24 protein-coding genes are annotated in these 23,338 nt (G+C 67.5%); 16 read left to right on the plus strand and 8 right to left on the minus strand.

What is annotated here, in order from left to right; translation table 11 throughout:
• The first annotated feature begins 1 nt into the window (after position 1).
• The 3 genes from creC to BLT03_RS21690 all read left to right on the plus strand — a co-directional run bounded on the left by creC (position 2) and on the right by BLT03_RS21690 (position 3,344).
• The gene (gene creC, locus BLT03_RS21680; protein WP_092745856.1) at positions 2-1,465 is read left to right on the plus strand and encodes a two-component system sensor histidine kinase CreC; all 1,464 of its coding nucleotides are present in this window, start codon (positions 2-4) and stop codon (positions 1,463-1,465) included.
• 143 nt (positions 1,466-1,608) lie between these two features.
• Positions 1,609-3,033, plus strand: a complete 1,425-nt coding sequence (gene creD, locus BLT03_RS21685; protein WP_092745857.1) for a cell envelope integrity protein CreD — start codon at positions 1,609-1,611, stop codon at positions 3,031-3,033.
• The gene (locus tag BLT03_RS21690) at positions 3,033-3,344 is read left to right on the plus strand and encodes a hypothetical protein (protein WP_245711503.1); all 312 of its coding nucleotides are present in this window, start codon (positions 3,033-3,035) and stop codon (positions 3,342-3,344) included. Before creD ends, BLT03_RS21690 begins: the two co-directional genes overlap by 1 nt.
• Positions 3,345-3,353: 9 nt before the next feature.
• Here BLT03_RS21690 and BLT03_RS21695 read toward each other — a convergent pair whose 3' ends face one another.
• From BLT03_RS21695 to BLT03_RS21710, 4 genes are all read right to left on the minus strand, one after another.
• Positions 3,354-3,884, minus strand: coding sequence for a hemerythrin domain-containing protein (locus BLT03_RS21695; RefSeq protein WP_092745858.1), 531 nt, complete (start codon positions 3,882-3,884; stop codon positions 3,354-3,356).
• 319 nt (positions 3,885-4,203) lie between these two features.
• Positions 4,204-4,782 (minus strand): hypothetical protein, encoded by a 579-nt coding sequence (locus tag BLT03_RS21700; RefSeq protein WP_092745859.1) that lies wholly within the window; start codon positions 4,780-4,782, stop codon positions 4,204-4,206.
• 99 nt (positions 4,783-4,881) lie between these two features.
• Entirely contained in the window at positions 4,882-5,100 is a 219-nt protein-coding gene (locus BLT03_RS21705) for a CsbD family protein (RefSeq protein WP_092745860.1), read from the minus strand.
• Positions 5,101-5,337: 237 nt separating this feature from the next.
• On the minus strand, positions 5,338-5,961 hold the full coding sequence (locus BLT03_RS21710; RefSeq protein WP_092745861.1) for a phosphoadenosine phosphosulfate reductase domain-containing protein: 624 nt from the start codon (positions 5,959-5,961) through the stop codon (positions 5,338-5,340).
• Positions 5,962-6,145: 184 nt separating this feature from the next.
• Between BLT03_RS21710 and BLT03_RS21715 the strand changes: the two genes are divergently transcribed.
• The 8 genes from BLT03_RS21715 (at position 6,146) to BLT03_RS21750 (ending at position 13,997) form a co-directional block, all read left to right on the plus strand.
• Positions 6,146-6,703 carry an RNA polymerase sigma factor gene (locus BLT03_RS21715; RefSeq protein WP_092745862.1) on the plus strand — a complete coding sequence of 186 codons (558 nt, stop codon included), beginning with the start codon at positions 6,146-6,148 and terminating at the stop codon, positions 6,701-6,703.
• On the plus strand, positions 6,690-7,658 hold the full coding sequence (locus BLT03_RS21720) for a FecR family protein (protein WP_092745863.1): 969 nt from the start codon (positions 6,690-6,692) through the stop codon (positions 7,656-7,658). Before BLT03_RS21715 ends, BLT03_RS21720 begins: the two co-directional genes overlap by 14 nt.
• Positions 7,659-7,876: 218 nt before the next feature.
• Complete coding sequence (locus BLT03_RS21725; RefSeq protein WP_092745864.1) at positions 7,877-10,285, plus strand: TonB-dependent siderophore receptor; 2,409 nt, start codon at positions 7,877-7,879, stop codon at positions 10,283-10,285.
• Between the two features lie 157 nt (positions 10,286-10,442).
• Complete coding sequence (locus tag BLT03_RS21730; RefSeq protein WP_092745865.1) at positions 10,443-11,105, plus strand: DUF8616 domain-containing protein; 663 nt, start codon at positions 10,443-10,445, stop codon at positions 11,103-11,105.
• A complete protein-coding gene (locus BLT03_RS21735) occupies positions 11,105-11,815 on the plus strand; it encodes a hypothetical protein (RefSeq protein WP_245711504.1) in 711 nt (236 codons plus the stop codon). Before BLT03_RS21730 ends, BLT03_RS21735 begins: the two co-directional genes overlap by 1 nt.
• Before the next feature lie 3 nt (positions 11,816-11,818).
• Entirely contained in the window at positions 11,819-12,544 is a 726-nt protein-coding gene (locus BLT03_RS21740; protein ID WP_175537832.1) for a hypothetical protein, read from the plus strand.
• Position 12,545: 1 nt separating this feature from the next.
• Entirely contained in the window at positions 12,546-13,271 is a 726-nt protein-coding gene (locus tag BLT03_RS21745; protein WP_092745867.1) for a hypothetical protein, read from the plus strand.
• Between the two features lie 3 nt (positions 13,272-13,274).
• On the plus strand, positions 13,275-13,997 hold the full coding sequence (locus BLT03_RS21750) for a hypothetical protein (RefSeq protein WP_245711505.1): 723 nt from the start codon (positions 13,275-13,277) through the stop codon (positions 13,995-13,997).
• Between the two features lie 6 nt (positions 13,998-14,003).
• Here BLT03_RS21750 and BLT03_RS21755 read toward each other — a convergent pair whose 3' ends face one another.
• From BLT03_RS21755 to BLT03_RS21770, 4 genes are read right to left on the minus strand one after another with little or no spacing between them, the layout of a single operon-like run.
• Positions 14,004-14,666: an ABC-type transport auxiliary lipoprotein family protein gene (locus BLT03_RS21755; protein ID WP_434802427.1), complete on the minus strand. Its 663-nt coding sequence runs from the start codon at positions 14,664-14,666 to the stop codon at positions 14,004-14,006.
• A 26-nt stretch (positions 14,667-14,692) separates the two neighbouring features.
• Complete coding sequence (locus BLT03_RS21760) at positions 14,693-15,673, minus strand: MlaD family protein (RefSeq protein WP_092745869.1); 981 nt, start codon at positions 15,671-15,673, stop codon at positions 14,693-14,695.
• The gene (locus tag BLT03_RS21765; protein WP_092745870.1) at positions 15,673-16,530 is read right to left on the minus strand and encodes an ABC transporter ATP-binding protein; all 858 of its coding nucleotides are present in this window, start codon (positions 16,528-16,530) and stop codon (positions 15,673-15,675) included. The genes BLT03_RS21760 and BLT03_RS21765 overlap by 1 nt, the downstream gene beginning before the upstream one ends.
• 6 nt (positions 16,531-16,536) lie before the next feature.
• A complete protein-coding gene (locus BLT03_RS21770) occupies positions 16,537-17,664 on the minus strand; it encodes an MlaE family ABC transporter permease (RefSeq protein WP_092745871.1) in 1,128 nt (375 codons plus the stop codon).
• A gap of 238 nt (positions 17,665-17,902) precedes the next feature.
• Between BLT03_RS21770 and BLT03_RS21775 the strand changes: the two genes are divergently transcribed.
• The 5 genes from BLT03_RS21775 (at position 17,903) to BLT03_RS21795 (ending at position 23,297) form a co-directional block, all read left to right on the plus strand.
• Positions 17,903-19,633: a GMC family oxidoreductase gene (locus tag BLT03_RS21775; protein ID WP_092745895.1), complete on the plus strand. Its 1,731-nt coding sequence runs from the start codon at positions 17,903-17,905 to the stop codon at positions 19,631-19,633.
• Positions 19,634-20,007: 374 nt separating this feature from the next.
• Complete coding sequence (locus BLT03_RS21780; RefSeq protein ID WP_092745872.1) at positions 20,008-20,766, plus strand: sulfite exporter TauE/SafE family protein; 759 nt, start codon at positions 20,008-20,010, stop codon at positions 20,764-20,766.
• Positions 20,767-20,967: 201 nt separating this feature from the next.
• A complete protein-coding gene (locus BLT03_RS21785; protein WP_092745873.1) occupies positions 20,968-21,732 on the plus strand; it encodes an ABC transporter substrate-binding protein in 765 nt (254 codons plus the stop codon).
• A 42-nt stretch (positions 21,733-21,774) separates the two neighbouring features.
• Positions 21,775-22,557: an amino acid ABC transporter permease gene (locus BLT03_RS21790; protein WP_092745874.1), complete on the plus strand. Its 783-nt coding sequence runs from the start codon at positions 21,775-21,777 to the stop codon at positions 22,555-22,557.
• Positions 22,554-23,297 (plus strand): amino acid ABC transporter ATP-binding protein, encoded by a 744-nt coding sequence (locus tag BLT03_RS21795; RefSeq protein ID WP_092745875.1) that lies wholly within the window; start codon positions 22,554-22,556, stop codon positions 23,295-23,297. The genes BLT03_RS21790 and BLT03_RS21795 overlap by 4 nt, the downstream gene beginning before the upstream one ends.
• Positions 23,298-23,338 lie beyond the last annotated feature (41 nt).

Genomic DNA, 23,338 nt, shown 5'->3' on the forward strand with positions numbered 1-23,338 from the left:
CATGCGCCTGGGCATCCGGCTGCTGTTCGCTTTCTTCCTGATCAACGGCATCGCGGCGTTCTTCGTGCTGCGCGTGTTCACCGCCGAGATCAAGCCCAGCGTGCGCGAGGTGATGGAAGACATGATGGTGGACACCGCCAACATCCTGGCCGAGCTGGCCAGCGATGACCTGGCGGCCGGCCGCCTGGGCGCGACGGCCCCTGGCACGCCGGAAAGCCGCTTCGCGCAGCACGTGCGCCAGTACGCCAGCCGCCCGGTCGATGCAGGGATCTGGGGCTTTTCCAAGCAGACGCTGGACTTTCGCATCTACGTGACCGATGCCGCCGGCCGGGTGGTGTTCGATTCCGAGCGCAGCGCCGTGGGCGAAGACTATTCGGGCTGGCGCGACGTGGCGCGCACCCTGCGGGGCGAGTACGGCGCACGCGCCACGCGCGAGGTGCAGGGCGACGACACCAGCGGCGTGATGTACGTGGCCGCACCCATCCTGGTGGACGGGCCGGGCGGCCGCAAGATCGGCGGGGTGCTCACCGTGGCCAAGCCGACGCGGTCGGTGCAGCGGTTCATCGACCGTGCGGAACGCAAGGTGCTGCGGGGCGGGCTGCTGCTGCTGGCGCTGTCGGCCCTGGTGGGCGTGGCCGTCACGGTGTGGACGGTGTGGCACGTGCGCCGCCTGCGTGACTATGCCCTGAGCGTGCAGGGCCCGGCCGACGGCGGCCTGAACACCGCGCAGCCGCTGGCCGTGCCCAAGGTGCCCGGCGAACTGGGCGACCTGGCCCGGGCCATGGACCGCATGCGGGTGCGCCTGGAAGGGCACGACTACATCGAGGGTTACGTGCGCGCGCTGACGCACGAACTGAAAAGCCCCGTGGCCGCCATCCGCGGTGCGGGCGAGCTATTGCAGGACGACCTGCCCCCGGCAGACCGCGCCCAGTTCGCCACGCAGGTCGTGGAGCAGAGCGAGCGGCTGCAGCGCCTGATCGACCGGCTGCTGGAGTTGAGCCAGCTGGAACAGCGCCAGCGCGCCGACGGGGCGGCCGCCACGTCGCTGCAGGACTGCGCGATCCAGGCCGTGCGCCAGGCCCAGGCGCGCGCCAGCCAGCGCACCATCGATCTGGTGCTCGTGGGCGAAGGCGCCAGCGGACCCTGGGAGGCAGAGCTGGTGACCGTGGCCATCACCAATCTGATCGACAACGCCATCGATTTCGCGCCGGCCGGCAGCACGGTGCGCGTGGAGCTGGACGGCCCGGTCGTGGCCGTGCAGGACGCGGGCCCGGGCGTGCCGGACTATGCGCTGCCGCGGCTGGGCGAGCGCTTTTTCACCACCGCGCGGCCGGGCGGCGAGCGCAGCGGCTCGGGGCTGGGCCTGGCCATCGTGCGCCGGGTGATGGCGCTGCACGGCGGGGCGATGGCGGTGCGCAACACGCAGCCCGGCCTGCGGGTCGAACTGGACTTTTCGAACCTCTGAAGCACCGGGGCGGCGGCACAACCAGTGCGTTCGCACTCCACGCCACGCAGTCGGCGAAGCACTTCACCGTGCGCTCACAAACTTCATTGCCGGCTCACGCCGCCTCACCACACTGCGCTCCACATTCACTGGCGGAGAGCCCCTTGAAACATCCCCTGTTCACCAAACTGGCCGCGCTCGCGGCCATCACCCTGCTCTTGCTGTTCGGCCTGGGCCTCATCGAAGACGTGGTGCGCGACCGCCAGCGCTACCGCACCCTCACCGCCGACGGCGTGGCCCGCAGCCTTGCGGGCTCGCAAACCCTGCTGGGCCCCATGATCCACAGCGCCTGCGTGGAGAGCTGGGATGCCGTCACCGGCACCGGCAGCGACCGCACCACGGTCGAAAAGCGGCGTGAATTCTTGCTCACCGCCATGCCCGACCTGCTGCAACTGCGCGCCGGCACGGCCATGCAGGAACGCTCGCGGGGCGTTCACAAAGTCAACACCTATACCCTGAAGGCCCACGTCGCGGCCGAGTGGGCGTCGCTGGCCAGCTTGCGGCCCGACACCACGGTGCAGGGCTCGCGCATGCAGTGCGGGGCGCCCGTGCTGATGATGGCCGTGGGCGATGCGCGCGGCATCCGGGCCGCGCACCTGACCGTGGCGGGCCAAACGCTGGCGCTCAAGCCCGGCACTTTCCACGCCGCCTACCCCCGGGGATTGCACGCCCCGTTGCCCGAAGCGCTGGTGCAGCGGCGCGACGGCGATCCCGGCCCGTTCAAGGCCGAGATGGACCTGGAACTCGTCGGCACCGAAAGCCTGGCCATCGTTCCCCTCGGCGGGCAGACACAGGTGCAGATGGAAGGCAGCTGGCCCCACCCCTCGTTCGCAGGCCGCTTCCTGCCGTCGGAGCGCACCGTGACCGACAGCGGCTTTTCTGCCCTGTGGCGCCTTTCGTCCCTGGCCAGCACGGCGCAGCAGGACGTAGCCGCATCCCGCCCTGTGTGCGACGCGGCGGCGGCAGACCGCACGGGCTACGAGCCGCAGCCCAGTGGCGACCGCGGCTGCACCGACAGCTTCACCGTGGCGTTCGTGGACCCCGTCAACCCCTATTCCCTGAGCGACCGGGCCACCAAATACGGCGTGCTCTTCATCGCACTGACGTTCGTCGCGGTGGGCCTTTTCGAGTTGATGAAGCGGCTGCGGGTGCATCCGGTGCAATACCTGCTGGTAGGGAGCGCGCTGTGCAGCTTCTTCCTGCTGCTGGTGAGCCTGTCGGAGCATTTGCCGTTCGGCGTTTCGTATGCGGTGGCGGCCAGCGCCTGCGTGCTGCTGCTGGCCTATTACGCCAGCCACATGCTGGGCGGCTTGCGACTGGGTCTGCCGTTCGGCGCGGGCATCGGGTTGCTGTACGGCCTGCTCTATCTGCTGCTGCAGTTGGAGCAGACGGCACTGGTCGTGGGCTCGATCGCGCTGTTCCTGGTGCTCGGTGCCGTGATGGTGCTCACGCGCAAGGTGAACTGGTACGGCCTGACACCCCAGCGCCCGACACCGACGGCCGCGGCCCGCCACGTGGAGGCCGTGTGATGGCAGCCACCACCTCCTGGTATGACGATGCGTCCAGCCCTGGAAACCGGCATCTGGCAACGGCACTGCCGGCGCCTGCCGACACGGGCCTGTCGATGGCCGAGGCGCAGCGCCTGCAGCGCTACCACGACCGGCTGCTGTGCGCCATTGCGGCGCGTGACCGTGCCGCATTGCGCGAGGCCAAGCAGGGCATTTTGCAAGCCGCCTACTGGCCCGCCGCGGCAAGCGCCGGCTCGCCGGCATGGCGCCGCGCCGTGCGAACGCTCTCATGGCAGATGGCGGCCCTGCTGCTGCCCCGCAGGCGCCACTGACGACAGCGTTCAGGCAGCGACCGCCTCGCGCTCCAGGGATTGGACAGCCACCGGTGCCGGCGTGGCCTCATCGCCCGAACACGCGCCGCCGCAGCCGTGAATGGCCTGCGCCGGCAGCGCATCCGGCGCATGCACGGTGCCTGTGGCGGGATCGAAGCCGACGCGGCGCAGGTGCAGGGCCAGCGCCGCGTCCATGGTCTGCGTGTGCTGCGGAAACCACAAGGCCAGTTCGGTGGCCATCCGGCGGAGCACCGGCAGATCGCTCGCTTCGGCTTGTGCCGTGCCTTCACGCAGCACCTGCAGCACGACCTTGTGCTGCAGGCTGTGGCAGTTGCCCGAGGCGAAGCGGGTCGCCGCCATCCAGGCGTCCTCGCGGGCGAAGTGATCGGCGGTGTGGGCCACCAGCGCCTGCCACGCGCCGAGCAGTTGCGCGTCGGCCGCGGCCTCCACGGCGCCCAGCAGTTCCACGAACTCCTGGTGGGTTTCATCCATGAGGGGAAGGTCGAGGGCCAGGCCCTCGGACCATTGCAGTGCAGCCATTTCCAGTCCTTGCAGTCCAGTGAACGGCCAGCTTAAGAGGCCCTGAGGCGCCGGGTTTTGATGCAGGTCAGAGTGGCTGCGACGAGGCCCGCTCCCGACACGAGGCCCGACAAAACCCCAGCCCCACCGGGTTCTGCTGCAGCCGCGACGTCGTCGCACGAGGCAGGGCGGGTCGCGGCGCCCAGGGCGCGACAGGTGAGCGATGCTCGTTGGACGCGCGGAGCGTCATTGGTCCCGGCATAAAAAAAGGGCTCCGCAAGCGGAGCCCTTTTCACTGGCACCCTGCACTCTCGCGAGGACAGGAATGGCCGGTGGATTCTTACTGGTTGTAGACGCGCTTCAGGTCGGCAACGCACTTGTCCTTGGCATCACCGCTGGTGGCATCGCAACGCTCCTTGGCGGCCTTGTATTCGGCTTCGCGCTTGTCTTGGGCAGCGTCCTTCTTCACTTCAGCGACGTTGGCATCCTTCTTGGCCATGTTGTCGGCTGGCTTGGCTTGGGCGCGTGCCACCTTGGCGTCTTCCTTGGCCTTCACGTGGGCTGCCTTGGCATCCTTCACGCAGACGTCCTTGGCATTGCCTTGCTGGTCATCGCACTTTTCCTTGGCGACGTCGTAGGCAGCGTCAGCGCGGGCTTCGTTCACCTTGTAGGTGGCCTTGTCACTGGGCTTGTATTGGGCTTCGAGCTCGGCCTTGGCAACCTTTTCGGCGCCCTTGGCTTCCTTCATGCAGACGTCCTTGGCGTTGGCCGTCATGGCATCGCACTTTTGCTTGTTCGTCTTGTAGTCGGCAGAGATGCGGTCCTTGGCGGCGCTGTGCTCTTCCTTGGTCATGGCCATGCCGCTGGTTGCGAGAAGGCCGGCGGCCACCAGGGCCAGAAGATTGCGTGCGTGTTTCATGGTTTTTCTCCTCAATGTCTGTAAGGGGTGCGGACGCCGGAAGGCCGATGGGCTCGACTGGCTGACACGCTGGTTTTTGGGTCGGGTTTTTTTGGGAAATTACTTGTCGAAGCGGAAGTCGGGGTGGCGGTCTTGCCAGGACTTCAGTTCCTTCTCGGCAGCGTCCTTGGCCAGGCCTTGACGCTCTTGCAGCTTGCCCAGGAACTGGTCGCGCTTGCCGGCGACCACGTCCAGGTCGTCGTCGGTCATCTTGCCCCACTGCTCCTTGATCTTGCCGGTGAATTGTTTCCAGTTGCCTTTGACGGTGTCTTCATTCATGGCACAGGTCCTCTTGGTTATTCGCTTCAGCCTTCCACTCCGAGACGGTTTGGAAACCTAGCTGGATGCGATGGACGAACTGTAAAAGTGCCCCAAAAACTCAGGCGTAGTCATCCAAGGACACCGCGCGTCAGCCCAGGCCTACGGTATGCAGGGTCAAAAAAAAGAGGCGTGCACTGCACGCCTCTTCGGAGTAGTAAACCGCGCTGTCAGACAGCGCTCTTTCCACAGCGCTCTTCAATGCGCCAGGTGCAGCCCGCATTCGCGGTTGTCCTCGCCCTTGGTGGGGTCCACGTAATCGAAATTGTTGGGCAGCTCGTGCTTCACGAGGTACTCGTACAGGTCCTTGGACGACCAGTGCAGCAGCGGTGCCACCTTGATCAGGCCGTCGGGGTTGATGCTCACCGGGTCCATCTGCGCGCGCACGGCCGTGTCGGTGGCGCGCAGCGCGGTGAACCACACCTGCGGAGCAGTCTCACGCAGCGCACGGGCGAAGGGCTCGAGCTTGACCTCCTCGGTGAATGCCGCGTGCCGCGGATCGTCCAGCGCCGGCACCGGGCCTTCGACGGCCTCGCGATGGGCACGCGAGCGGCGCGGCAGGTAGATCGACAGGTTCAGGCCGAGCTGCCGGGTGACCGCGTCCGCGAACTGGTAGGTGGCCTCGGTGTTGTAGCCGTTGTCCATCCAGACCACCGGCACATCGGGCTGCGCCCGCGTGACCATGTGCAGGATCACGGCTTCGAACGGCCGGAAGTTGGTGGTGACGATCGGGGGCCGGCCCAGGCCCACGGCCCAGTCCACCAGACCCTGGGCGTCCTTGCCGAGTTCGGCGTTGATTTTTGCGAGGTCGATGCTGCTCATTCGGTGCTCCAACAGGACCGGGCGCCAGCGGCCCGGTGCGACGCGCGATTGTGCCTTTCGGCCCGGGCGGGCGCCGGGCGACTTCCGCCCGGCCCTGCAACGCGGCGGGACAACGCCCGGCCGCAACACGGCAAAAATACAACAATAAGAATCATTCCCATTCTCTTTTTATAATCGCGGCTCCATGCAGTCCCCCGCTTCGCTTCCGCCCCCGCCCGAGCCCCTGCTCGCCGCCCTGGTGAAGCACTACGAAGACCTGGTGGGCTCGCTGCGCCACCGCTTCGGCGAGGAGTGCTTTCCGCGCGAGATCGTGAACGATGTGTGCGTGCGGCTGCTGGAGCGCCCCGTGCCGGGCGAGATCGCCAACCCGCTGGCGTTTTTGCGCAGCGTGGCGCGCGATCTGGCCATCGACCGCCATCGCGCGCAGGCCCGCCGGTGCGAGGCGCCGCTTCCGGAGCCGGAATCGGAACCGGCTGCTTCCATGCGCCCCGCCCTGCCGCTTTCCCCGCCCGAACTGGCCCTGGCGGCCCACCAGCGCCAGCGCGCACTGCTGGCTGCCATCGAGCAACTCCCGCAGGCCAGCCGGGAGGCCTTCATCCTTACCAAGCTCTACGGCATGCCGCAGGACGAGGCCGCCCGGCGCATGGGCATCTCGCGCGGGATGGTGGCGCGGCACTTGGCGCGGGCGCTGCGCGGCGTGGAACCCGTGTTGATCGAAGGCGTGGGCCATGCCGACGGCTGAACCGGTCGGTCCTGGCGATCAAACTGCGCGCGGCGCGGGCCGGCGTGCGCACTTGCCCATCGACGAGGCCCTGGCCCCGTTCGCCGACCTGTTGCGCCAGCAACTGCCCACCCCAGAAGACATCGAGCAGGCTGCCGCGCTGCGCCGTGAACTCCGCGAGCGCCGCCGGCCCGGCGCCAAGGCCCGTACCGCCGCCGGTGCGGCCACGGCCATCGCGATCGCCGCACTGGCCACCGTGCTGTGGGCCGATCCCGTGTTGCACCGCGAAACGCTGGCCACCGCCGTGGGCGAGCGGCTGGCCTTGCCCCTGCCCGATGGCAGCACCGTGCACCTGAACAGCGGCGCCCAGGTCGAGGTGGCCCTGCACCTGCGCTCGCGCCGCCTCTCGCTGGAGCGCGGCGAGGCCGCCTTCGAGGTGGCGCACGCGCGCTGGCATGGCATGGCCCCGTGGCTGCAGCGCCCGTTCACCGTGCAGGCGGGTGACGTGGCGGTGGAAGACATCGGCACGGTTTTCAACATCCGCCGCGACCTGGCCCTGGCGACTGGCGATGGCGCCGACATCTCCGTGCAGCAGGGCAGCGTGCGCGTGCACGGGCCGGCGGGCTCGGCCCCCGTGGTGCTGCACGCGGGCCAGGCCCTGCGCACCCGCGCGGGTGCCGCACTGCCCGCACCCGTGGCGGCCGAAACCGGCACGGCCACGGCGTGGCAGGCCGGGCGTCTGCCGCTCGATGCCACGCCCCTGGCCGAAGCCGTGGCCGAGATGCAGCGCCACCGGCGCGCGCCCATCGTGCTGGCCGACCCGCACGCGGCGGCGCTGCGCATCTCGGGCCAGTTCGATCTCGATCGCATCGACCAACTCATCGACCTGCTGCCCCGGCTGGCGCCCGTGCGGGTGGACCGGCTGCCGGACGGCACCGTCGTGATCGCCTCGCACCCCACGCATCAAAAACCATAGCAGACTGCCGGCGTCTTTATTGCGCTGGAGGCCTTTTTGACTCAAACATGGGCTGCAGGGCCACCGCACGGCAGCTCAGCCCAGCCCTCCACCGCCCGCCTGATTTTTTTGAACGCGACGTGTACAAACCCGGCCGCCGGATCGGCTTACAGGGTGACGGGTGCCACGCCCGCGTTTTCATGTTCGCCATTCCACCGATCCCTTTCCCAGGAGTTTCCATGCCGATCCCCCAACACTGCCGCCCGCCATATCGCGCCCGCTGGGCTGCGCTGGCCGCCGCGCTGTGCCTTGCCGCCACCGCCGCCCACGCCCAGTCCGTCGCGGTCGATCTGCCGGCCCAGCCGCTGGCGCAGTCGCTGAACGCGTTGGCGCGCCAGAGCGGCGTGCAGATCGTGTTCGTCACCGACATCGCCCAGGGCCAGCAGGCCCCGGCGCTGCGCGGCACGCTGGAAGTGCGCGACGCTCTGCAGCGCCTGGTGGCAGGCACCGGGCTGGTGGTGCGCGCGCAGGATGCTCGCACGTTCACCGTGGAACGCGCGGGCAACGCCCCGGCCAGCGGCGCGCCAGGGGCGGGCGCTGCCGCAGGCACTGCGGGTGCGGCCACGATGAGCGAGGTGCGCGTGCAGGCCGCGCGCGGCGAGGACACGGCCTATAACGCCGCCTCGTCCGCCAGCGGCACCAAGACCGAGGCCCCGCTGCGCGACGTGCCGCAGACCATCGACGTGGTGCCGCAGCAGGTGATCCGCGACCAGGGCGCGACCTCGATGCAGGACACGCTGCGCAACGTGGCGGGCGTGGGCCTGTCGCACGGCGACGGCCAGCGCGACCAAGTCAGCATTCGCGGCTTCACCAGCATCGGCGACCAGTTCGTGGACGGCTTCCGGGACGATGCGCTGTACTTTCGCGACCTGTCCAACATCGAGCGCGTCGAGGTCGTGAAGGGCCCCGCCGCCGTGCTGTACGGGCGCGGCTCGTCCGGAGGTCTGGTCAACCGCGTCACGAAAAAGCCCGGCACCGACGTGTCCGATATCGCCCTGAGCGTGGGCAGCTGGGCCGACAAGCGCGCCGAGTTCGACGTGGGCCGCGCGCCCGCGGGCAGCGACTGGTCCTGGCGCGTCACCGGCGCGGCCGAGGATGCCAACAGCTACCGCAGCCAGCAATTCCTGGAACGTCAGGCCATCGCCCCGTCGGTGCTGTGGAAGCCCGACGGCGCCACGTCGCTGCTGCTGCAGGCCGACTATCTGCGCGACAAGCGCGTGACCGACTTCGGCATTCCGGCCTACCAGGGCCGCCCGGTCAACGTGCCCGCGGGCACGTACTTCGGCTCCGCCAACGCGCGCGACGCGGACACGTCCGAATCCACCGTCAGCTCGTTCACCGCCACGTTCAGCCACCGCTTTTCCGACGCGCTGCGCGTGCGCAACGCCCTGCGCTACTACCACTACGACCTCGATCGCCAGAACACCCTGCCGGCGGGCACGACCAACGAGGCGGCCGGCACCGTGGCGCTGACCCGTTCGGGCGTGGACCGGCGCGAGCGCGGCGTGTTCAACCAGACCGAGCTGATCCAGAACCTGCGCACCGGCGGCATCGACCACGAGGTGCTGTACGGCCTGGAACTGGGCCAGCAGAACAAGGACGCGATCTCGTTCACCGGCGGCACGCTGGGCAACGTGAACCTGTGGAACCCGGTGCTGCCGGTGGCGCCGCTCAACGGCGGCGGGGCCGTGTCGGCCAGCGCGCTCAACCGCTACCTGACGCGCGCGCTGTACGTGCAGGACCAGATCACGCTGTCGCCCGAGTGGAAGGTGCTGGCCGGCCTGCGCTACGACCGGTTCGGGCAGGAAACGGACAACCGCCTGGCGGGCCAGAGCGACTTCGAGCGCACCGACACCACCTGGAGCCCGCGCGCCGGCCTGGTGTGGCAGCCCACGGCGGCGCAGTCGTACTACGTGTCGGTAAGCCGCTCGTACCAGCCCTCGGCCGAGATGTTCGCGCTGTCGGCCACCAACACGGCCATCAAGCCCGAGCAGACGACCAACTACGAAGTGGGCGCCAAGCTCGACCTGCTGGACGGCCGCGCCACGGCCACGGCGTCGCTCTTTCAACTGGAGCGAACCGACATCAAAACCACCAACCCGGCGCAGCCCACACAGCTGATTCCCATCGGCACGCAGCGCACCCGCGGGCTGGAACTGTCGCTCGCGGGCGAGCTGGCCGCGGGCCTGCAGGCCACGCTGAGCTACGCGCTGCTGGACACGCGCATCACCCGCTCGACCGCCATCGATGCGGGCCAGCCGGTGCAGGGCAAGCGCGCCACCATCACGCCGCGCAACGCGTTCTCGGCCTGGCTCACGCAGCGCCTGGGCGAGGACTGGAGCGTGGGCGGCGGCATCAACTACGTGGGTGACCGCTTCGCCAACCCCGGCAACACCGTGACCCTGCCGTCGTACGTGGTGGTGGACGCCATGGCGCAATACCGCATCGGCAAGGCGACCACGGTACAGCTGAACCTGCGCAACCTGTTCGACCGCAACTACATCGTGTCCGCCCATGGGACCAGCCCGAACCTGAACCTGCCGGGTGCGCCGCGCAGTGCGACGGTGACGCTGCGGCATAGCTTCTGACGGGGACCACCGGTCCTTTCAGGAATCATTCCAAAACAGGAAACCCGCCAAATTAGTCAATAGGTTTTTATTGAACATTCCTTCCTATGGAACAATCCGGCCCGACGCGCGAGAACGGCCGGTTTTTGTGCAGAGATCACACAGGAAGAGAAGAACAATGTCGCTTGCCTACTGGTTCCGGGAGGGACCTGCGGAGCCCATCGAGAATGGGCGGATTCAATATGGACCGGGGAAGGGGTTGCCCAAGCTGGTGTTCGAAGGGTTAGACAATTCACAGAAACTCGTCAAGAAGATTGCCACCATTGATCCCGTTCGAAAGAAGATCATCCTGATGCAACCTAGGGAGAAAGCCCTATATGCCTCGGGCCTGCGGGAACAGGGCGTCAATGGATACCTGTATCTGTTCGCCCATGCGAGCGCAACCAGTCTTCAAGGAGTCACCAATATTAGAGAAATCGTCCGTGTCATCAGCCTCAGCGGCCTATGGCATGGAGAACCTATCCTGATTGATGCCTGCAATGCTGGAGCCTCTCCCGATGGCATCGCAAGCACCTTAGCCAGATCCCTGGGCACTCACGTCACCGCGCCCACCACGACCACCTGGAACCACCCTCTCGGCGGCGCGGCCATCGGCCAAGGCGCCTTCGAGAAACTGCCCGGCGTGCTGGAACGGCTGGCCATCCCGAACTTCCTGCGCCCAGGGCAATGGCGCACCTGGGGACCAGATGGGCAACCCATCGCCACCACGCGCACCTCGCCGCGCGATGGCGGCGAACTCGTCAAGGGCCCGCTGGCCCATGAACTGCTGAGGAAACGATGATGATGCTGCGATGGTGGAAACGCATCGGCTGCGGCTTCCAACTGCTTCTGATCCTCTCGCTCCTGATCGGCACCTACACCGCATGGTGGTGGATCGACAGCGCTCGCACCTGCGAGATACAGGACCAGTACACCCTTCGCGGCATCTGCCTCATGCGGATACAGGAACGCGCCGAGCAGGGCGACAACGCCGCGCAATGGACGTATGGCGCCTACCTCGAAACCGAAGGGAAACAGCAGGAATCTCGCGCCTGGCACCTTCAGGCCATGCACGGCGCCCGCGTAGGACTGGCTTTGCGCGGCGAAATGATCGGCTACTGCGACCGCATCCCCGGCTTTGAGGCGCACAACGTGGAGGCCGTCATGCTGCGCGTCGCGCAGACCAGCCCCGACGCGCACCTGACCCTGCTGCACCTTTACACCACCCCCCGCTTCCTTTGCAGCGCCTTCGACCTCGACAAGGCCGGCGCGCAGATTCCCCTGCTGACGCAGTGCGCGCACTTTGGCATTGCCGACTACCTTGAGTTCGCCGCCAGCGCGCATCACCGCATTCCACCCGCCACCCGTGCGGCAATTCGCGCCAACATGGACCTCTGCGAAAAGGAACTCGCAGACCCACCACCCCTGGGCACCACCGTCCGCGAGTTCATGCCGGTCCGGCGAGAAGACCTGGACGCCCTGTCGCGCAGCCTCGCAGCGCTAAAGCCCTGAGAGATGCCCATTCCGAAGACCAAGGCACCCATGGCATGGTGGAAACGCATCGGCTGCGGTTTTCAACTGCTTTTGATCTTCTCGCTCCTGATAGGCACCTACACAGCTTGGTGGTGGATCGACAGCGCTCGCACCTGCGAGACGCAGGACGAATACAACCTTCGGGGCATCTGCCTCATGCGGATACAGGAGCGCGCCGAGCAAGGCGACAACGCCGCGCAATGGACGTATGGCGCCTACCTCGAAACGGAACGCCGGGAGCAGGAGGCGCGTGTCTGGCAAGTCAGGGCCATGCATGGCGCCCAAGACGGGCTGGATATGCGCGACGAAATGATCGGCTACTGTGATCGCAAACCCGGCTTCGAGGCCCACACCGTCGAGAGCATCATGCTGCGCGTCGTGCAAACCAGCCCCGACGCGCACCTGACCCTGCTTCAACTCTATACCTACCCTGGCTGCGGCGCACTGGACCTCGACAAGGCCAGCGCGCAGATTCCCCTGCTGACACAGTGCGCGCATCTTTCCATCGAGCACTATCTGCGCACGGCTTCGGAAAAGCATTACCGCGTGCCGCTTGCCACCCGCGCAGCCATCCGCTCGAACATATCTCTCTGCGAAAAGGAGCTGGCAGACCCGCCCCCAATGGGCACCACTGTCCGCGAGTTCATGCCTGTGCGGCGCCAGAGCCTGGATGCTCTCTCGCGCAGCCTCGCCGCGCTGGAACCCTGAGATGCCCCTTCCGAAGACCAGGGCGCCCACGGCATGGTGGAAGCGTCTCGGCTGCGGCCTTCAACTGCTATTGATTTTCTCTCTCCTGATCGGCGCCTACACCGCGTGGTGGTGGATAGACAGCTCTCGCACCTGCGAGACGCAGGACGACTACAACCTACGGGGTATCTGTCTCATGCGGATACAGGAACGCGCCGAGCAGGGCGACAATGCCGCGCAGTGGGCCTATGGCAATTACCTTATGTCCCAGAACAAGCAGCAGGAGGCCATCGCCTGGCACCTGAAAGCCATGCACGGTGCCCGAAGCGGGTTGAGCCTTCGCGGCAATATGGAAGCCTACTGTGACCGCATTCCCGGCTTCGAGGCCCGCACTGTCGAGGCCGTCATGCTGCGCGTGGTGCAAAACAGCCCAGTCGCGCATCTGCGCCTTCTGCAACTCTATGCCGACCCCGGCTGCGGCGCCTTGGACCTCGACAAGGCCAGTGCGCAAATTCCCCTGCTGACGCAGTGCGCACATCTCTCCATCGATCACTATCTGGGCACCGCCGCGGAAAAGCATTACCGCGTAATGCCGTCCACTAAGCTGGCCATCCGCGCCAACATGGACCTCTGCGAAAAGGAATTGGCAGACCCACCACCCCTGGGCACCACCGTCCGCGAGTTCATGCCGGTCCGGCGAGAAGACCTGGACGCCCTGTCGCGCAGCCTCGCAGCGCTAAAGCCCTGAGAGATGCCCATTCCGAAGACCAAGGCGCCCATGGCATGGTGGAAACGCATCGGCTGCGGTTTTCAACTGCTTTTGATCTTTTCGCTACTGATCGGCACCTACACCGCGTGGTGGTGGATCGACAGCGCTCGCTGCGACAAGCAGGACCAGTACACCCTTCGCGGCATCTGCCTCATGCGAATACAGGAGCGCGCCGAGCAGGGCGACAACGCCGCGCAATGGGCCTATGGCAGCTACCTAGAAACAGAAGGCAAACAGCAAGAGTCCCGTGCCTGGCACCTCCAGGCCATGAATGGCGCCCAGGCAGGGCTGGCTTTGCGCGGCAACATGAAAGCCTATTGCGACCGCATTCCCGGCTTCGAGGCGCGTACCGTCGAGGCCATCATGCTGCGCGTCGTGCAGAACAGCCCCGATGCGCATCTAACCCTGCTGCAACTCTATACGTACCCCGGCTGCGGCGCCTTCGACCTCGACAAGGCCAGCGCGCAGATTCCCCTGCTGACGCAGTGCGCGCATCTATCGATCGATCACTATCTGCGCACTGCCAAAGAAAAGCGTTACCGCGTTCCACCCGCCGCCCGTGTGGCCATTCGCTCGAACATGGACCTCTGCGAAAAGGAGTTGGCAGGACAGATCCCACCGGACACGACCGCGCAGGAATTCATGCCGGTCTGCCGAGAAGACCTGGACGCCCTGTCGCGCAGCCTCGCCGCCCTGGAACCCTGACCTAGCTCACCGCCCCATCTGCTCCAGCCACTGCCCGATCTCCTGCGCGGCCTGGGCCGTGGCATCCGCCAGGGCGCGCGTACCGCCGGGCGCATCGGCCGTGGCGGCGGGGCGCTGGACCAGGAAGACGCGCTGGGCCAGCAGCTTTTCGCCGGCGGGGGTGGATTCGGCGATGGACACCCGCAGCCGCACCAGACCCGCGCTGGTGGCCGGGGCGGTGAAGACGTGGCTGAACTCTTCGATCTCCACGCGCAGCACGGCGGGCAGGGCGCCGCCTTCCAGGATCTGGGCGGCGCCTTCGTCGCCCGTCAGCACGGCGCGGCGCAGGCCGAGCTGGTCGCGCACGGCCTTTTGCACCAGTTGGGCGGGCGGCTGGCTCCAGCGGGCCTGGTTGTAGGGGCGCAGGCGGCGCGCGTCGTCGTAGGCGAGGCGGTACAGCACGGCGGTGCTGCCTTCGACCGGGCCGGTGGTGGTCACGTCGGCCAGGGCCAGGGGCGGCAGCGGCGCGCGGCGGTCGGAAGGCGCGGCCTCCATCAGGCCGGGGCCGAAGTCGTACACCTCGGCGCGCACGGGCGGCGCGGGCAACGCGGAGCAGCCGGCCAGCGCCGCGACGAATGCCAAGCCAAAAATGGCTCCAGCGCAATGAACACGGCGGTGGTTAGCTATCATTTTCATAGTATTCATGGCAGACGCTCTCAAGGTTTGACGACGACGGGCGCCTCGAAGCCGGGCTCGCCCGGGCCACCGGCGGCCGTGCCCGATCCGTAGATGAGCGACTGCGGGTTGTCGCTGATGGTGCTGGCGGTGCGGCCCAGGCGGCGCACGGCGCGCGAGGTTTCGTCGGCGGCGTGGTTCAGGCGCGGCAGCGTGACGCGGCCGAAGCGGTCGGCGGCGGTGGCCAGCGACTTGGAGCCCTCGGCGATCTGGTCGATGGGGCCGCCCTCGGCGCTCAGTTGCTTGACGGCCGTGCCCACTTCGTTGGCCGCGGCGGAGGCGCTGTTGCCGGCCTGGCGCAGCGCCTGCAGGGTCTCGCGCGCATCGCTGGCCACGGCGGGCACGGCGGCCAGCGCCGGGTCGAGCCGCTGCACGACGGTGGTATCGAGCCGCTTCATCAGCGCGCTGGCGTTGCCGGCGGCCTGGCCCAGGTTGTCGATGGCGTTGGCGATGCGCTTTTGGTTGTCGTCGCTCAGCAGGTCGTTGATGCGGCCCGTGGCCTCTTCCACCTGCGAGAGGATGGCGGGGCCCTGCTCGGCCAGCTGGCCGAACGGCGATGTCTTGAGCGGCAGGCGCGGCAGGCCGCTCGGGCCCCTGGGCAGGGGCGGCTCGGCCTGCTGGCCGTCGTCCAGCAGCACATGGGCCAGGCCCGTCACGCCCTGGTAGCCCAGCACCGCGAAGGTGGCGGGGGTCACGGGCGCCTGGTCGCTCACGGCGATGCGGATCAGCACGTTGCCGGCCACGTCGGGATCGAAGCCGATGCGCACCACCTTGCCGACCGCCACGCCCTTGTAGCGCACGGCGGCCTGCGGCTGCAGCCCGCCCACGCTTTGCTTGCTGGACAGCTCATACAGCTGGTAGCTGGTGTTGTCGCGGGTGAGCCAAAGGCCCAGGCCGGCCAGCAAGGCCGCCACAACGACCACGAAAATGCCCGCTGCGAGGGCGTGGGACTTGTTTTCCATCAGGCGTCCTTGGTCGGTTGCGAAGCCGGCAAGGGCGCCATGGCGCGCCGGCCGCGTTCGCCGAGAAAAAAGTGTTGGATGAACGGGTGGTCGAACTGCACGACTTCCTGCGGCGGGCCGGAGACGATGACCTTCTTTTCGGCCAGCACGGCCACGCGGGTGCTGAGCGCGAAGATCGTGTCCAGGTCGTGCGTGACCATCACCACGGTGAGGCCCAGCGCCGCGTGCAGCTCGCGCAGCAGTTCGCAGAAATCGTCGGAGCTGTTGGGATCGAGGCCCGCGGTGGGCTCGTCCAGCAGCAGCAAAGGCGGGTCCATGATGAGCGCGCGCGCCAGGGCCACGCGCTTGATCATGCCGCCCGACAGGTCGGCCGGCATGCGGGTGGCGTGCTCGGGTTTGAGGCCCACCATCTGCAGCTTGACCATGGCCGCGTCGCACACCAGGTCGCCCGGCAGCGTGCCCTGCTCGCGCAGCGCGAAGGCCACGTTGTCGAGCACGCTGAAGGCCGAGAAAAGCGCACCCTGCTGGAACAGCATGCCCACGCGGCTGGCCGCGCCGGCCCGCCCCATCTCGGCGGCGGGCCGGCCCAGCACGGTGACTTCGCCCTTGGCGGGGCGGGTGAGGCCCAGCATCTGGCGCAGCAGCACCGTCTTGCCGGTGCCCGAGCCGCCCACCAGGGCGAGCATTTCGCCGCGGCGCACGGTGAGGTCGAGGTTCTCGTGCACGGCGAAGGCTTCGCTGCCCTTGCCGAACACGGTGGACAGCCCTTTGATCTCGACCACCGGCGGCGCGTCGGCGGGCGGTGCCACGGGCGCCGTGGACTCGGCCGGAGCGGGGTTGAGCGAGGTGTCGTCCATGCCGTGTCAGATTCCGAGGTTCTTGAACGCGATGGCGAAGAGCGCATCCACGATGATCACCATGGTGATGGAGGTCACCACCGAAGCGGTCGTGCCCTCGCCCAGGCTCTGGGTATTGGGCTTGACGCGCAGGCCCCAGTGGCAGCCGATGAGCGCGATCGACACGCCGAACACCACCGACTTGGCCACGGCCATCACCAGGTTGGGAAAGCTCACCGCGTTGGGCAGCGCCTGCACGAAATACGCGGGCGACACGCCCAGGGCCAGGTCGGCCGCGAGCATGCCGCCGGCCAGCGCGCACAGCGTGGTCCACACGGCGATCAGCGGCATGGCGATGGCCAGCGCGACGGCGCGCGGCATCACCAGGCGAAACCCGTGCGGAATGCCCATGACGCGCATGGCGTCGAGCTCTTCGGTCACGCGCATCACGCCGATCTGCGCCGTGATGGCCGAGCCCGAACGCCCGGCCACGAGGATGGCGGCCAGCATGGGCCCCAGCTCGCGGATCAGCGAAATGCCCAGGATGTTGACGATGAACGATTCGGCCCCGAACTGCCGCAACTGCAGCGACATCAGGTAGGCCAGCACCACGCCGATCAAAAACCCCACGATGGCGGTGATCGGCATGGCCGTGGCGCCCATGCGGTACAGGTGGCCGGACACATCGCGCCACGGCGCGCGCCGCGGCGACCGCGCGGCGTGAAAGAGATCGATGAACAGCTGCCCCACCAGTTCGAGCAGGTGGCGCATGTGCGAGACCGCGTGCAGCACCTGCACGCCGAGCCGGTCGATCTGCTCGGCCAGGCTCCAGGGACTGTCGGGCGGGCGCTTGGTGCTGAACTCGGCCACGCGCTCCAGCATGGCGCGCTGGCCCTCGTCGAGCGCCAGGCGCTCGGGCCAGGCGCGGCCCCAGTGGTTCCACAGCAGTTGCGCGCCCACGTGGTCCAGCCACTGCAGGCTGCGCAGGTCCCAGCCGTCGGAGGCGCCGCCCCGCGTTTCGGCCAGCTGGGCCGATAGCGTGCGCCAGTGGCGCCGCATGCCCAGTTCGGCCGCACCCCAGCGGCCGTGCAACACCACGCAGGGGCCCTCGGGCGTGTCGTCTCGGGTGATGCGGGGCTGGCTGTCTTCAGTCATGGAGGGCGGAGTGGGAAGCTGTGCATGGTAGCGGAGCGGCTGGGCTCGGCCGCGTCAGCGCAAAGCGCATCCACGCGCAGGGCGTGGACGGCGTGAATTATGATCAAAACGGCCTCCAGCGCAATATCCTCTAGGGCGTATAGCTATAAAAATAATAGCAATCGGCTGTTTCCCTATCGACAGCCGCCCGGCGCTGCGCACAATGGCCGGGCACTGCCGCACTGCCCTCACAGCCTCCATGAGCGACACCACTTTCGACTACATCATCATCGGCGGCGGCACCGCCGGCGCCCTGCTGTGCAACCGCCTGAGCGCCAATGGGCGCCACCGCGTGCTGCTCATCGAGGCCGGCCGCAAGGACGACTACCACTGGATCCACATCCCCGTGGGCTACCTGTATTGCATCGGCAACCCCCGCACCGACTGGCTCTATTACACCGAGCCCGACGCCGGACTGAACGGCCGCAGCCTGCGCTACCCGCGCGGCAAGACGCTGGGCGGCTGCAGCAGCATCAACGGAATGATCTACATGCGCGGCCAGGCCCGCGACTACGACCAGTGGGCCGACATCACGGGCGATGCCAGCTGGCGCTGGGACAACACCCTGCCCTATTTCCGCCGCCACGAAGACCACTGGCGCCTGGACAAGCCCGACACCGCCAGCGAGGCCTTCAAGCGCCTGCACGGCAGCAAGACCACCGGCGGCTCGGGCGAATGGCGCGTGGAAAAGCAGCGCCTGCGCTGGGACGTGCTGGACGCCTTCGCCCAGGCCGCGCAGCAGGCGGGCATTCCGGCCACCGACGATTTCAACGGCGGCGACAACGAAGGCGTGGGCTATTTCGAGGTCAACCAGAAGGCCGGCTGGCGCTGGAACACCGCCAAGGCCTTCCTGCGCCCCACCTGCTACGGGCGGCCCAACTTCGAGATGTGGACCGCCGCACAGGCCACCCGGCTGTTGATCGACACCCAGCCCGACGGCTCGCGCCGCTGCACTGGCGTGCAGGTGTGGACCGGCGAGGAGATGGTCACCGCCCACGCCACGCGCGAGGTGGTGCTGAGCGCGGGCGCGGTCAACTCGCCACAGCTGCTGCAGCTGTCGGGCATCGGCCCGGCGGCGCTGCTGCGCGAGCACGGCATCGACGTGGTGAACGACCTGCCCGGCGTGGGCGCCAACCTGCAGGACCACCTGCAGATCCGCGCGGTGTTCAAGGTGAACGGCGTGCCCACGCTCAACATGCTGGCCGGCAACTGGCTGGGCAAGGCGAAGATCGGGCTCGAATACATGCTCAAGCGCAGCGGCCCCATGAGCATGGCGCCATCGCAGTTGGGCGCCTTCACCCGCAGCTCGCCGAGCCAGCCGTATCCCAACATCGAATACCACGTGCAGCCACTGTCGCTGGAGGCGTTCGGCGAGCCGCTGCACGCGTTCCCGGCCTTCACGGCGAGCGTGTGCAACCTGAACCCCACCAGCCGGGGCACGGTGCGCATCAAGGGCCCCGATTTCCGGACCGCGCCCGCCATTGCGCCCAACTACCTGAGCACGCCCGAAGACCGCCAGGTCGCCGCCGACAGCCTGCGCGTGACGCGCCGCATCGTCGCGCAGCCAGCGCTGGCGCCCTACCAGCCCGAGGAATGGAAACCCGGCGTGCAGTTCGAGACCGACGAAGACCTGGCGCGGCTGGCGGGCGACATCGCCACGACCATCTTCCACCCCGTGGGCACCACCCGCATGGGGCGCGACGGCGACCCGATGGCGGTGCTCGATTCGCAGCTGCGCGTGCGCGACGCGCGAGGCGGCGTCATCGCCGGCCTGCGCGTGGTGGACGCGGGCGCCATGCCCACCATCACGAGCGGCAACACCAACTCGCCCACGCTGATGCTGGCCGAAAAGGCCGCCGAATGGATACGCCAGGCGGCGCGGGCCGAAACGCCCGCCCCTGTCGAAGCCCTTGCCACCGCAGCCGGTTGACGTTCTATCGGGCTGAATGTCGGCAGCCGGTTGCTGACTGCTGACTGCTGACCGCCCGCAATGTCGCCCAGGCGACATTGCCCCAGAAAGGGGTGCGGGAAAGTCCCAATGCACCAGCAGGGTGCGCTCGTTACATTAAGTCCACTCGAAAACGCGCAACGCCGCGTAGAACGAGGGGACCGAGGAGACATCTCGAAGTCGAACAAAAACCAATCCGAGCATCCCCCAATAAGATGCCTTTTTCATAAAGCGCCGGCAACCCCGGCGCTTTTTTCTTGGGCGCGCCGCTTTCGCCCCTGTCCCCGGTCAAAGCGGCGCTGCCTGCCCAACGCGCGTGCAAATTCCACGGCGATACACCTGAGACAATCGATTGCATGGAATGGATCATTGTTTCTCTGGCGTCGCTGCTGGCCGGCTTCGTGGACGCCATCGTCGGGGGCGGCGGCCTCATTCTGGTGCCCGCCCTCTTTGCCACTTTCCCCAACGCACCGCCAGCCACGCTGCTCGGCACCAACAAAAGCGCATCGATCTGGGGCACGGGCATCGCCACCTGGCAGTACAGCCGCCGGGTGCAGATGCGCTGGCAGGCGATGCTGCCGGCCGCGGCGGCAGGCTTCGTCGGCGCGTTCGCAGGGGCCTGGACGGTGACGGTGGTGTCGGCGGATTCGCTGCGCAAGCTGCTGCCGCTGATCCTGCTGGCCGTGCTGCTGTACACCCTGGCGCGCAAAGACCTCGGGCGGCACCACACGCCCCGCTTCGAGGGCAAGACCGAAACCCGACTGGCCTGCGTGATCGGGCTCACGGTGGGGTTCTACGACGGCTTCTTCGGACCGGGCACGGGCAGCTTCTTCGTCTTTCTGTTCGTGCGGCTGCTGGGCTACGACTTCCTGAACGCCTCGGTCTCGGCCAAGCTGCTGAACCTGGCCACCAACGTGGCGGCCATCATTCTTTTCGCGGCCAAGGGCCACGTGTGGTGGCATTTCGCAGTGCCGCTGGCGGTGGCGAACGTGGTGGGCAGCGTGATCGGCACGCACATGGCCCTCAAGCACGGCACGGGCTTCGTGCGCGGCATCTTCATCGTGGTGGTGAGTTCGCTGATCCTGAAGACGGGCTACGACGCCTTCCTGCGCTGAAAAGCCTGCGCACATGGGCCCGGTTTTTGCAGGCCGGATCAGGGTTTGCGGGTGTGCATGGCCCCATGCACGCTATTTATAATGTGTCCATCCCGTGACTGCCCGCTCGGCGGGCGGCCCCACTGGTCGCTGGTTCCGGCTTCGCTAACCGCCAAGCCGGATTTTTTGTACCTGAAACCACCCTGCGCAGGAACAACAGAGATGAAGATTTTCAAGACGATCGCCACCGTGGCCGCACTGTGTGCCGCCTTTTCCGTGCAGGCCCGCACGCTGGAGGCCGTCAAGAAGGACGGCAAGATCATCATCGCGACCGAAGGCCAGTTCGCCCCCTTCAACTACTTCCAGGGCACGCAGCTCACGGGCTTCGAGATCGAAGTGGCCAACCTGGTCGCCAAGAAGATGGGCCTCAAGGTCGAATGGAAGACGCTGGGCTTCGACGCCCTGCTGACCGGCCTGTCGCAAGACCGCTGGGACGCCGTCATCGCCTCGCACGGCGTGACCGAAGAGCGCGCCAAGGCCGTCACCTTCGCTACGCCCCACTACTGCTCGGGCGGCATGATCATCGCCATGGACCCCAAGATCCGCACCGCCAAGGACCTGACCGGCAAGATCGTCGCCGTGCAGACCGGCACCAGCTACCTGGAGAACGTGCAGAAGGTCGCCGGCATCAAGGAAATGAAGAACTTCCCCACCGACGTCGATGCGCGCAGCGCCCTCACCTCCAAGCGCGTCGATGCCTGGGTGACCGACAAGTTCGTGGCCAAGGAAGTGGTCGCCAAGAACCCCAAGGCCGGCCTGAAGCTGGGCGAAATGCTCTTCATCGAGAAGATCGCCCCCGCCGTCTCCAAGGGCAACACCGGCCTGGCCGACGCCTGGAACAAGGCTTTCGCCGAAGTGCTGGCCGATGGCAGCTATGCCGCCGTGTCCCAGAAGTACTTCAACGAAGACGTCCGCTGCGCCCCATAAACGGCGGCTCCGGCTTCGGACCGTTTTCGTTTCACTGCCTCCATGCTCAATGCTCTGTGGCCACAGCACTGGACCCGCCAGCACCGCAGCAATGCGACGCTGGTCTCCGCCCTGCTGCTGATGGTGTTGGCGCTGGCCCTGCTGGGCCAGCTTCTTTCCTTTCTGCCTGACCCGATCGGACCGAACGCGCAGGCGTTCTCCGAGGGTGCGCGCACCACGCTGTGGCTCACCCTGGTGAGCGGCAGCGTGGGCCTGGTGCTGGGCACCAGCGCCGCGCTGGCCCGCACCTCGCGCTGGACCGCGCTGCGCTGGGTGGCCGGGTTCTACATCTGGGTCATCCGCGGCACACCGCTGCTGGTGCAGATCCTCTTCGTGTACTTCGCGCTGCCGGTGCTGGTGCCGGGGCTGAACCTGCCTGACTTCGCCGCTGCCGTGGTGGCGCTCGGCCTGAACGTGGGCGCCTACAACGCCGAGGCCGTGCGCGCCGGGCTGCTGGCCGTGCCGCGCGGGCAGACCGAGGCGGCGCGGGCGCTGGGCCTGTCGCGTCTGCACGTGTTTTTCGACGTGGTGTTCCCGCAGGCGTTCAAGATCTCGCTGCCGCCACTGGTGAGCAACTTCGTGGCGCTGCTCAAGGACTCTTCGCTGGCCTATGCCATCGGCGTGGTGGAACTGACCAATGTGGGCAACCGCATCCAGTCGGCGACCTTCCAGCCCATCGCGACGCTCTCCACCGTGGCCATCACGTATCTGCTGCTGACCACGCTGGTCACGCAGATCTCCAATGCCGTCGAGTACCGCTTCGACGTGGAAGGACGGGCGCAATGAGCCAGGCCACGCCCTACATCGTCGCCGACTGCGTGTGCAAGTCGTTCGGCGCGCACCAGGTGCTCAAGGAGGTGTCCACCGCCTTCAACACCGGCGAGGTGACGGTCATCATCGGCGCCTCGGGCTCAGGCAAGAGCACGCTGCTGCGGGCCATCAACCGCCTGGAGCCGCACGACAGCGGCCGCATCACCATCGGCGGCACCGACGTGACGGACGACCCGCGCACGCTGCAAAAGCAGCGCAGCGAGGTCGGCATGGTGTTCCAGCAGTTCAACCTGTTCGGCCACATGAGCGTGCTGGACAACGTGACGCTGGCGCCCCGCCGCATCCACCGCACGCCGCGCGCCAAGGCCAACGAGCAGGCCATGACGCTGCTGCGGCGCGTGGGCATGCAGGACCATGCGCACAAGTACCCCTGGCAACTGTCGGGCGGCCAGCAGCAGCGCGTGGCCATCGCCCGCGCGCTGGCGATGGCGCCCAAGGTGATGCTGTTCGACGAGCCCACCTCTGCCCTCGATCCCGAGATGGTGCAGGAGGTGCTGGACGTCATGCGCGAACTGGCGCGCGGCGGCATGACCATGATCGTCGTCACGCACGAGATGGGTTTTGCCCGCGAGGTGGCCGACCGCGTGATGTTCTTCGACCAGGGCCGCATCGCGCACGACGCGCCACCGGCCGAGTTCTTCGGCAACCCCGCCAGCGACCGCATCCGCGCATTCATCGGCCGCATGGGGGCGTGAAAGAGAAAAGGCCGGGCCTTTGGGGTCTGCCTTTTCGCCGA

The sequence above is a fragment of the Paracidovorax valerianellae genome (assembly GCF_900102625.1).
GTDB classification, from domain to species: domain Bacteria; phylum Pseudomonadota; class Gammaproteobacteria; order Burkholderiales; family Burkholderiaceae_C; genus Paracidovorax; species Paracidovorax valerianellae.

Excerpts from the sequence above, each read along its gene's own strand:
- creC (WP_092745856.1), top strand. The coding sequence starts at position 2 with ATGCGCCTGGGCATCCGGCTGCTGTTCGCTTTCTTCCTGATCAACGGC.
- BLT03_RS21690 (WP_245711503.1), top strand. The coding sequence starts at position 3,033 with ATGGCAGCCACCACCTCCTGGTATGACGATGCGTCCAGCCCTGGAAAC.
- BLT03_RS21695 (WP_092745858.1), bottom strand. The coding sequence starts at position 3,884 with ATGGCTGCACTGCAATGGTCCGAGGGCCTGGCCCTCGACCTTCCCCTC.
- BLT03_RS21700 (WP_092745859.1), bottom strand. The coding sequence starts at position 4,782 with ATGAAACACGCACGCAATCTTCTGGCCCTGGTGGCCGCCGGCCTTCTC.
- BLT03_RS21705 (WP_092745860.1), bottom strand. The coding sequence starts at position 5,100 with ATGAATGAAGACACCGTCAAAGGCAACTGGAAACAATTCACCGGCAAG.
- BLT03_RS21710 (WP_092745861.1), bottom strand. The coding sequence starts at position 5,961 with ATGAGCAGCATCGACCTCGCAAAAATCAACGCCGAACTCGGCAAGGAC.
- BLT03_RS21715 (WP_092745862.1), top strand. The coding sequence starts at position 6,146 with ATGCAGTCCCCCGCTTCGCTTCCGCCCCCGCCCGAGCCCCTGCTCGCC.
- BLT03_RS21720 (WP_092745863.1), top strand. The coding sequence starts at position 6,690 with ATGCCGACGGCTGAACCGGTCGGTCCTGGCGATCAAACTGCGCGCGGC.
- BLT03_RS21725 (WP_092745864.1), top strand. The coding sequence starts at position 7,877 with ATGCCGATCCCCCAACACTGCCGCCCGCCATATCGCGCCCGCTGGGCT.
- BLT03_RS21730 (WP_092745865.1), top strand. The coding sequence starts at position 10,443 with ATGTCGCTTGCCTACTGGTTCCGGGAGGGACCTGCGGAGCCCATCGAG.
- BLT03_RS21735 (WP_245711504.1), top strand. The coding sequence starts at position 11,105 with ATGATGCTGCGATGGTGGAAACGCATCGGCTGCGGCTTCCAACTGCTT.
- BLT03_RS21740 (WP_175537832.1), top strand. The coding sequence starts at position 11,819 with ATGCCCATTCCGAAGACCAAGGCACCCATGGCATGGTGGAAACGCATC.
- BLT03_RS21745 (WP_092745867.1), top strand. The coding sequence starts at position 12,546 with ATGCCCCTTCCGAAGACCAGGGCGCCCACGGCATGGTGGAAGCGTCTC.
- BLT03_RS21750 (WP_245711505.1), top strand. The coding sequence starts at position 13,275 with ATGCCCATTCCGAAGACCAAGGCGCCCATGGCATGGTGGAAACGCATC.
- BLT03_RS21755 (WP_434802427.1), bottom strand. The coding sequence starts at position 14,666 with ATGATAGCTAACCACCGCCGTGTTCATTGCGCTGGAGCCATTTTTGGC.
- BLT03_RS21760 (WP_092745869.1), bottom strand. The coding sequence starts at position 15,673 with ATGGAAAACAAGTCCCACGCCCTCGCAGCGGGCATTTTCGTGGTCGTT.
- BLT03_RS21765 (WP_092745870.1), bottom strand. The coding sequence starts at position 16,530 with ATGGACGACACCTCGCTCAACCCCGCTCCGGCCGAGTCCACGGCGCCC.
- BLT03_RS21770 (WP_092745871.1), bottom strand. The coding sequence starts at position 17,664 with ATGACTGAAGACAGCCAGCCCCGCATCACCCGAGACGACACGCCCGAG.
- BLT03_RS21775 (WP_092745895.1), top strand. The coding sequence starts at position 17,903 with ATGAGCGACACCACTTTCGACTACATCATCATCGGCGGCGGCACCGCC.
- BLT03_RS21780 (WP_092745872.1), top strand. The coding sequence starts at position 20,008 with ATGGAATGGATCATTGTTTCTCTGGCGTCGCTGCTGGCCGGCTTCGTG.
- BLT03_RS21785 (WP_092745873.1), top strand. The coding sequence starts at position 20,968 with ATGAAGATTTTCAAGACGATCGCCACCGTGGCCGCACTGTGTGCCGCC.
- BLT03_RS21790 (WP_092745874.1), top strand. The coding sequence starts at position 21,775 with ATGCTCAATGCTCTGTGGCCACAGCACTGGACCCGCCAGCACCGCAGC.
- BLT03_RS21795 (WP_092745875.1), top strand. The coding sequence starts at position 22,554 with ATGAGCCAGGCCACGCCCTACATCGTCGCCGACTGCGTGTGCAAGTCG.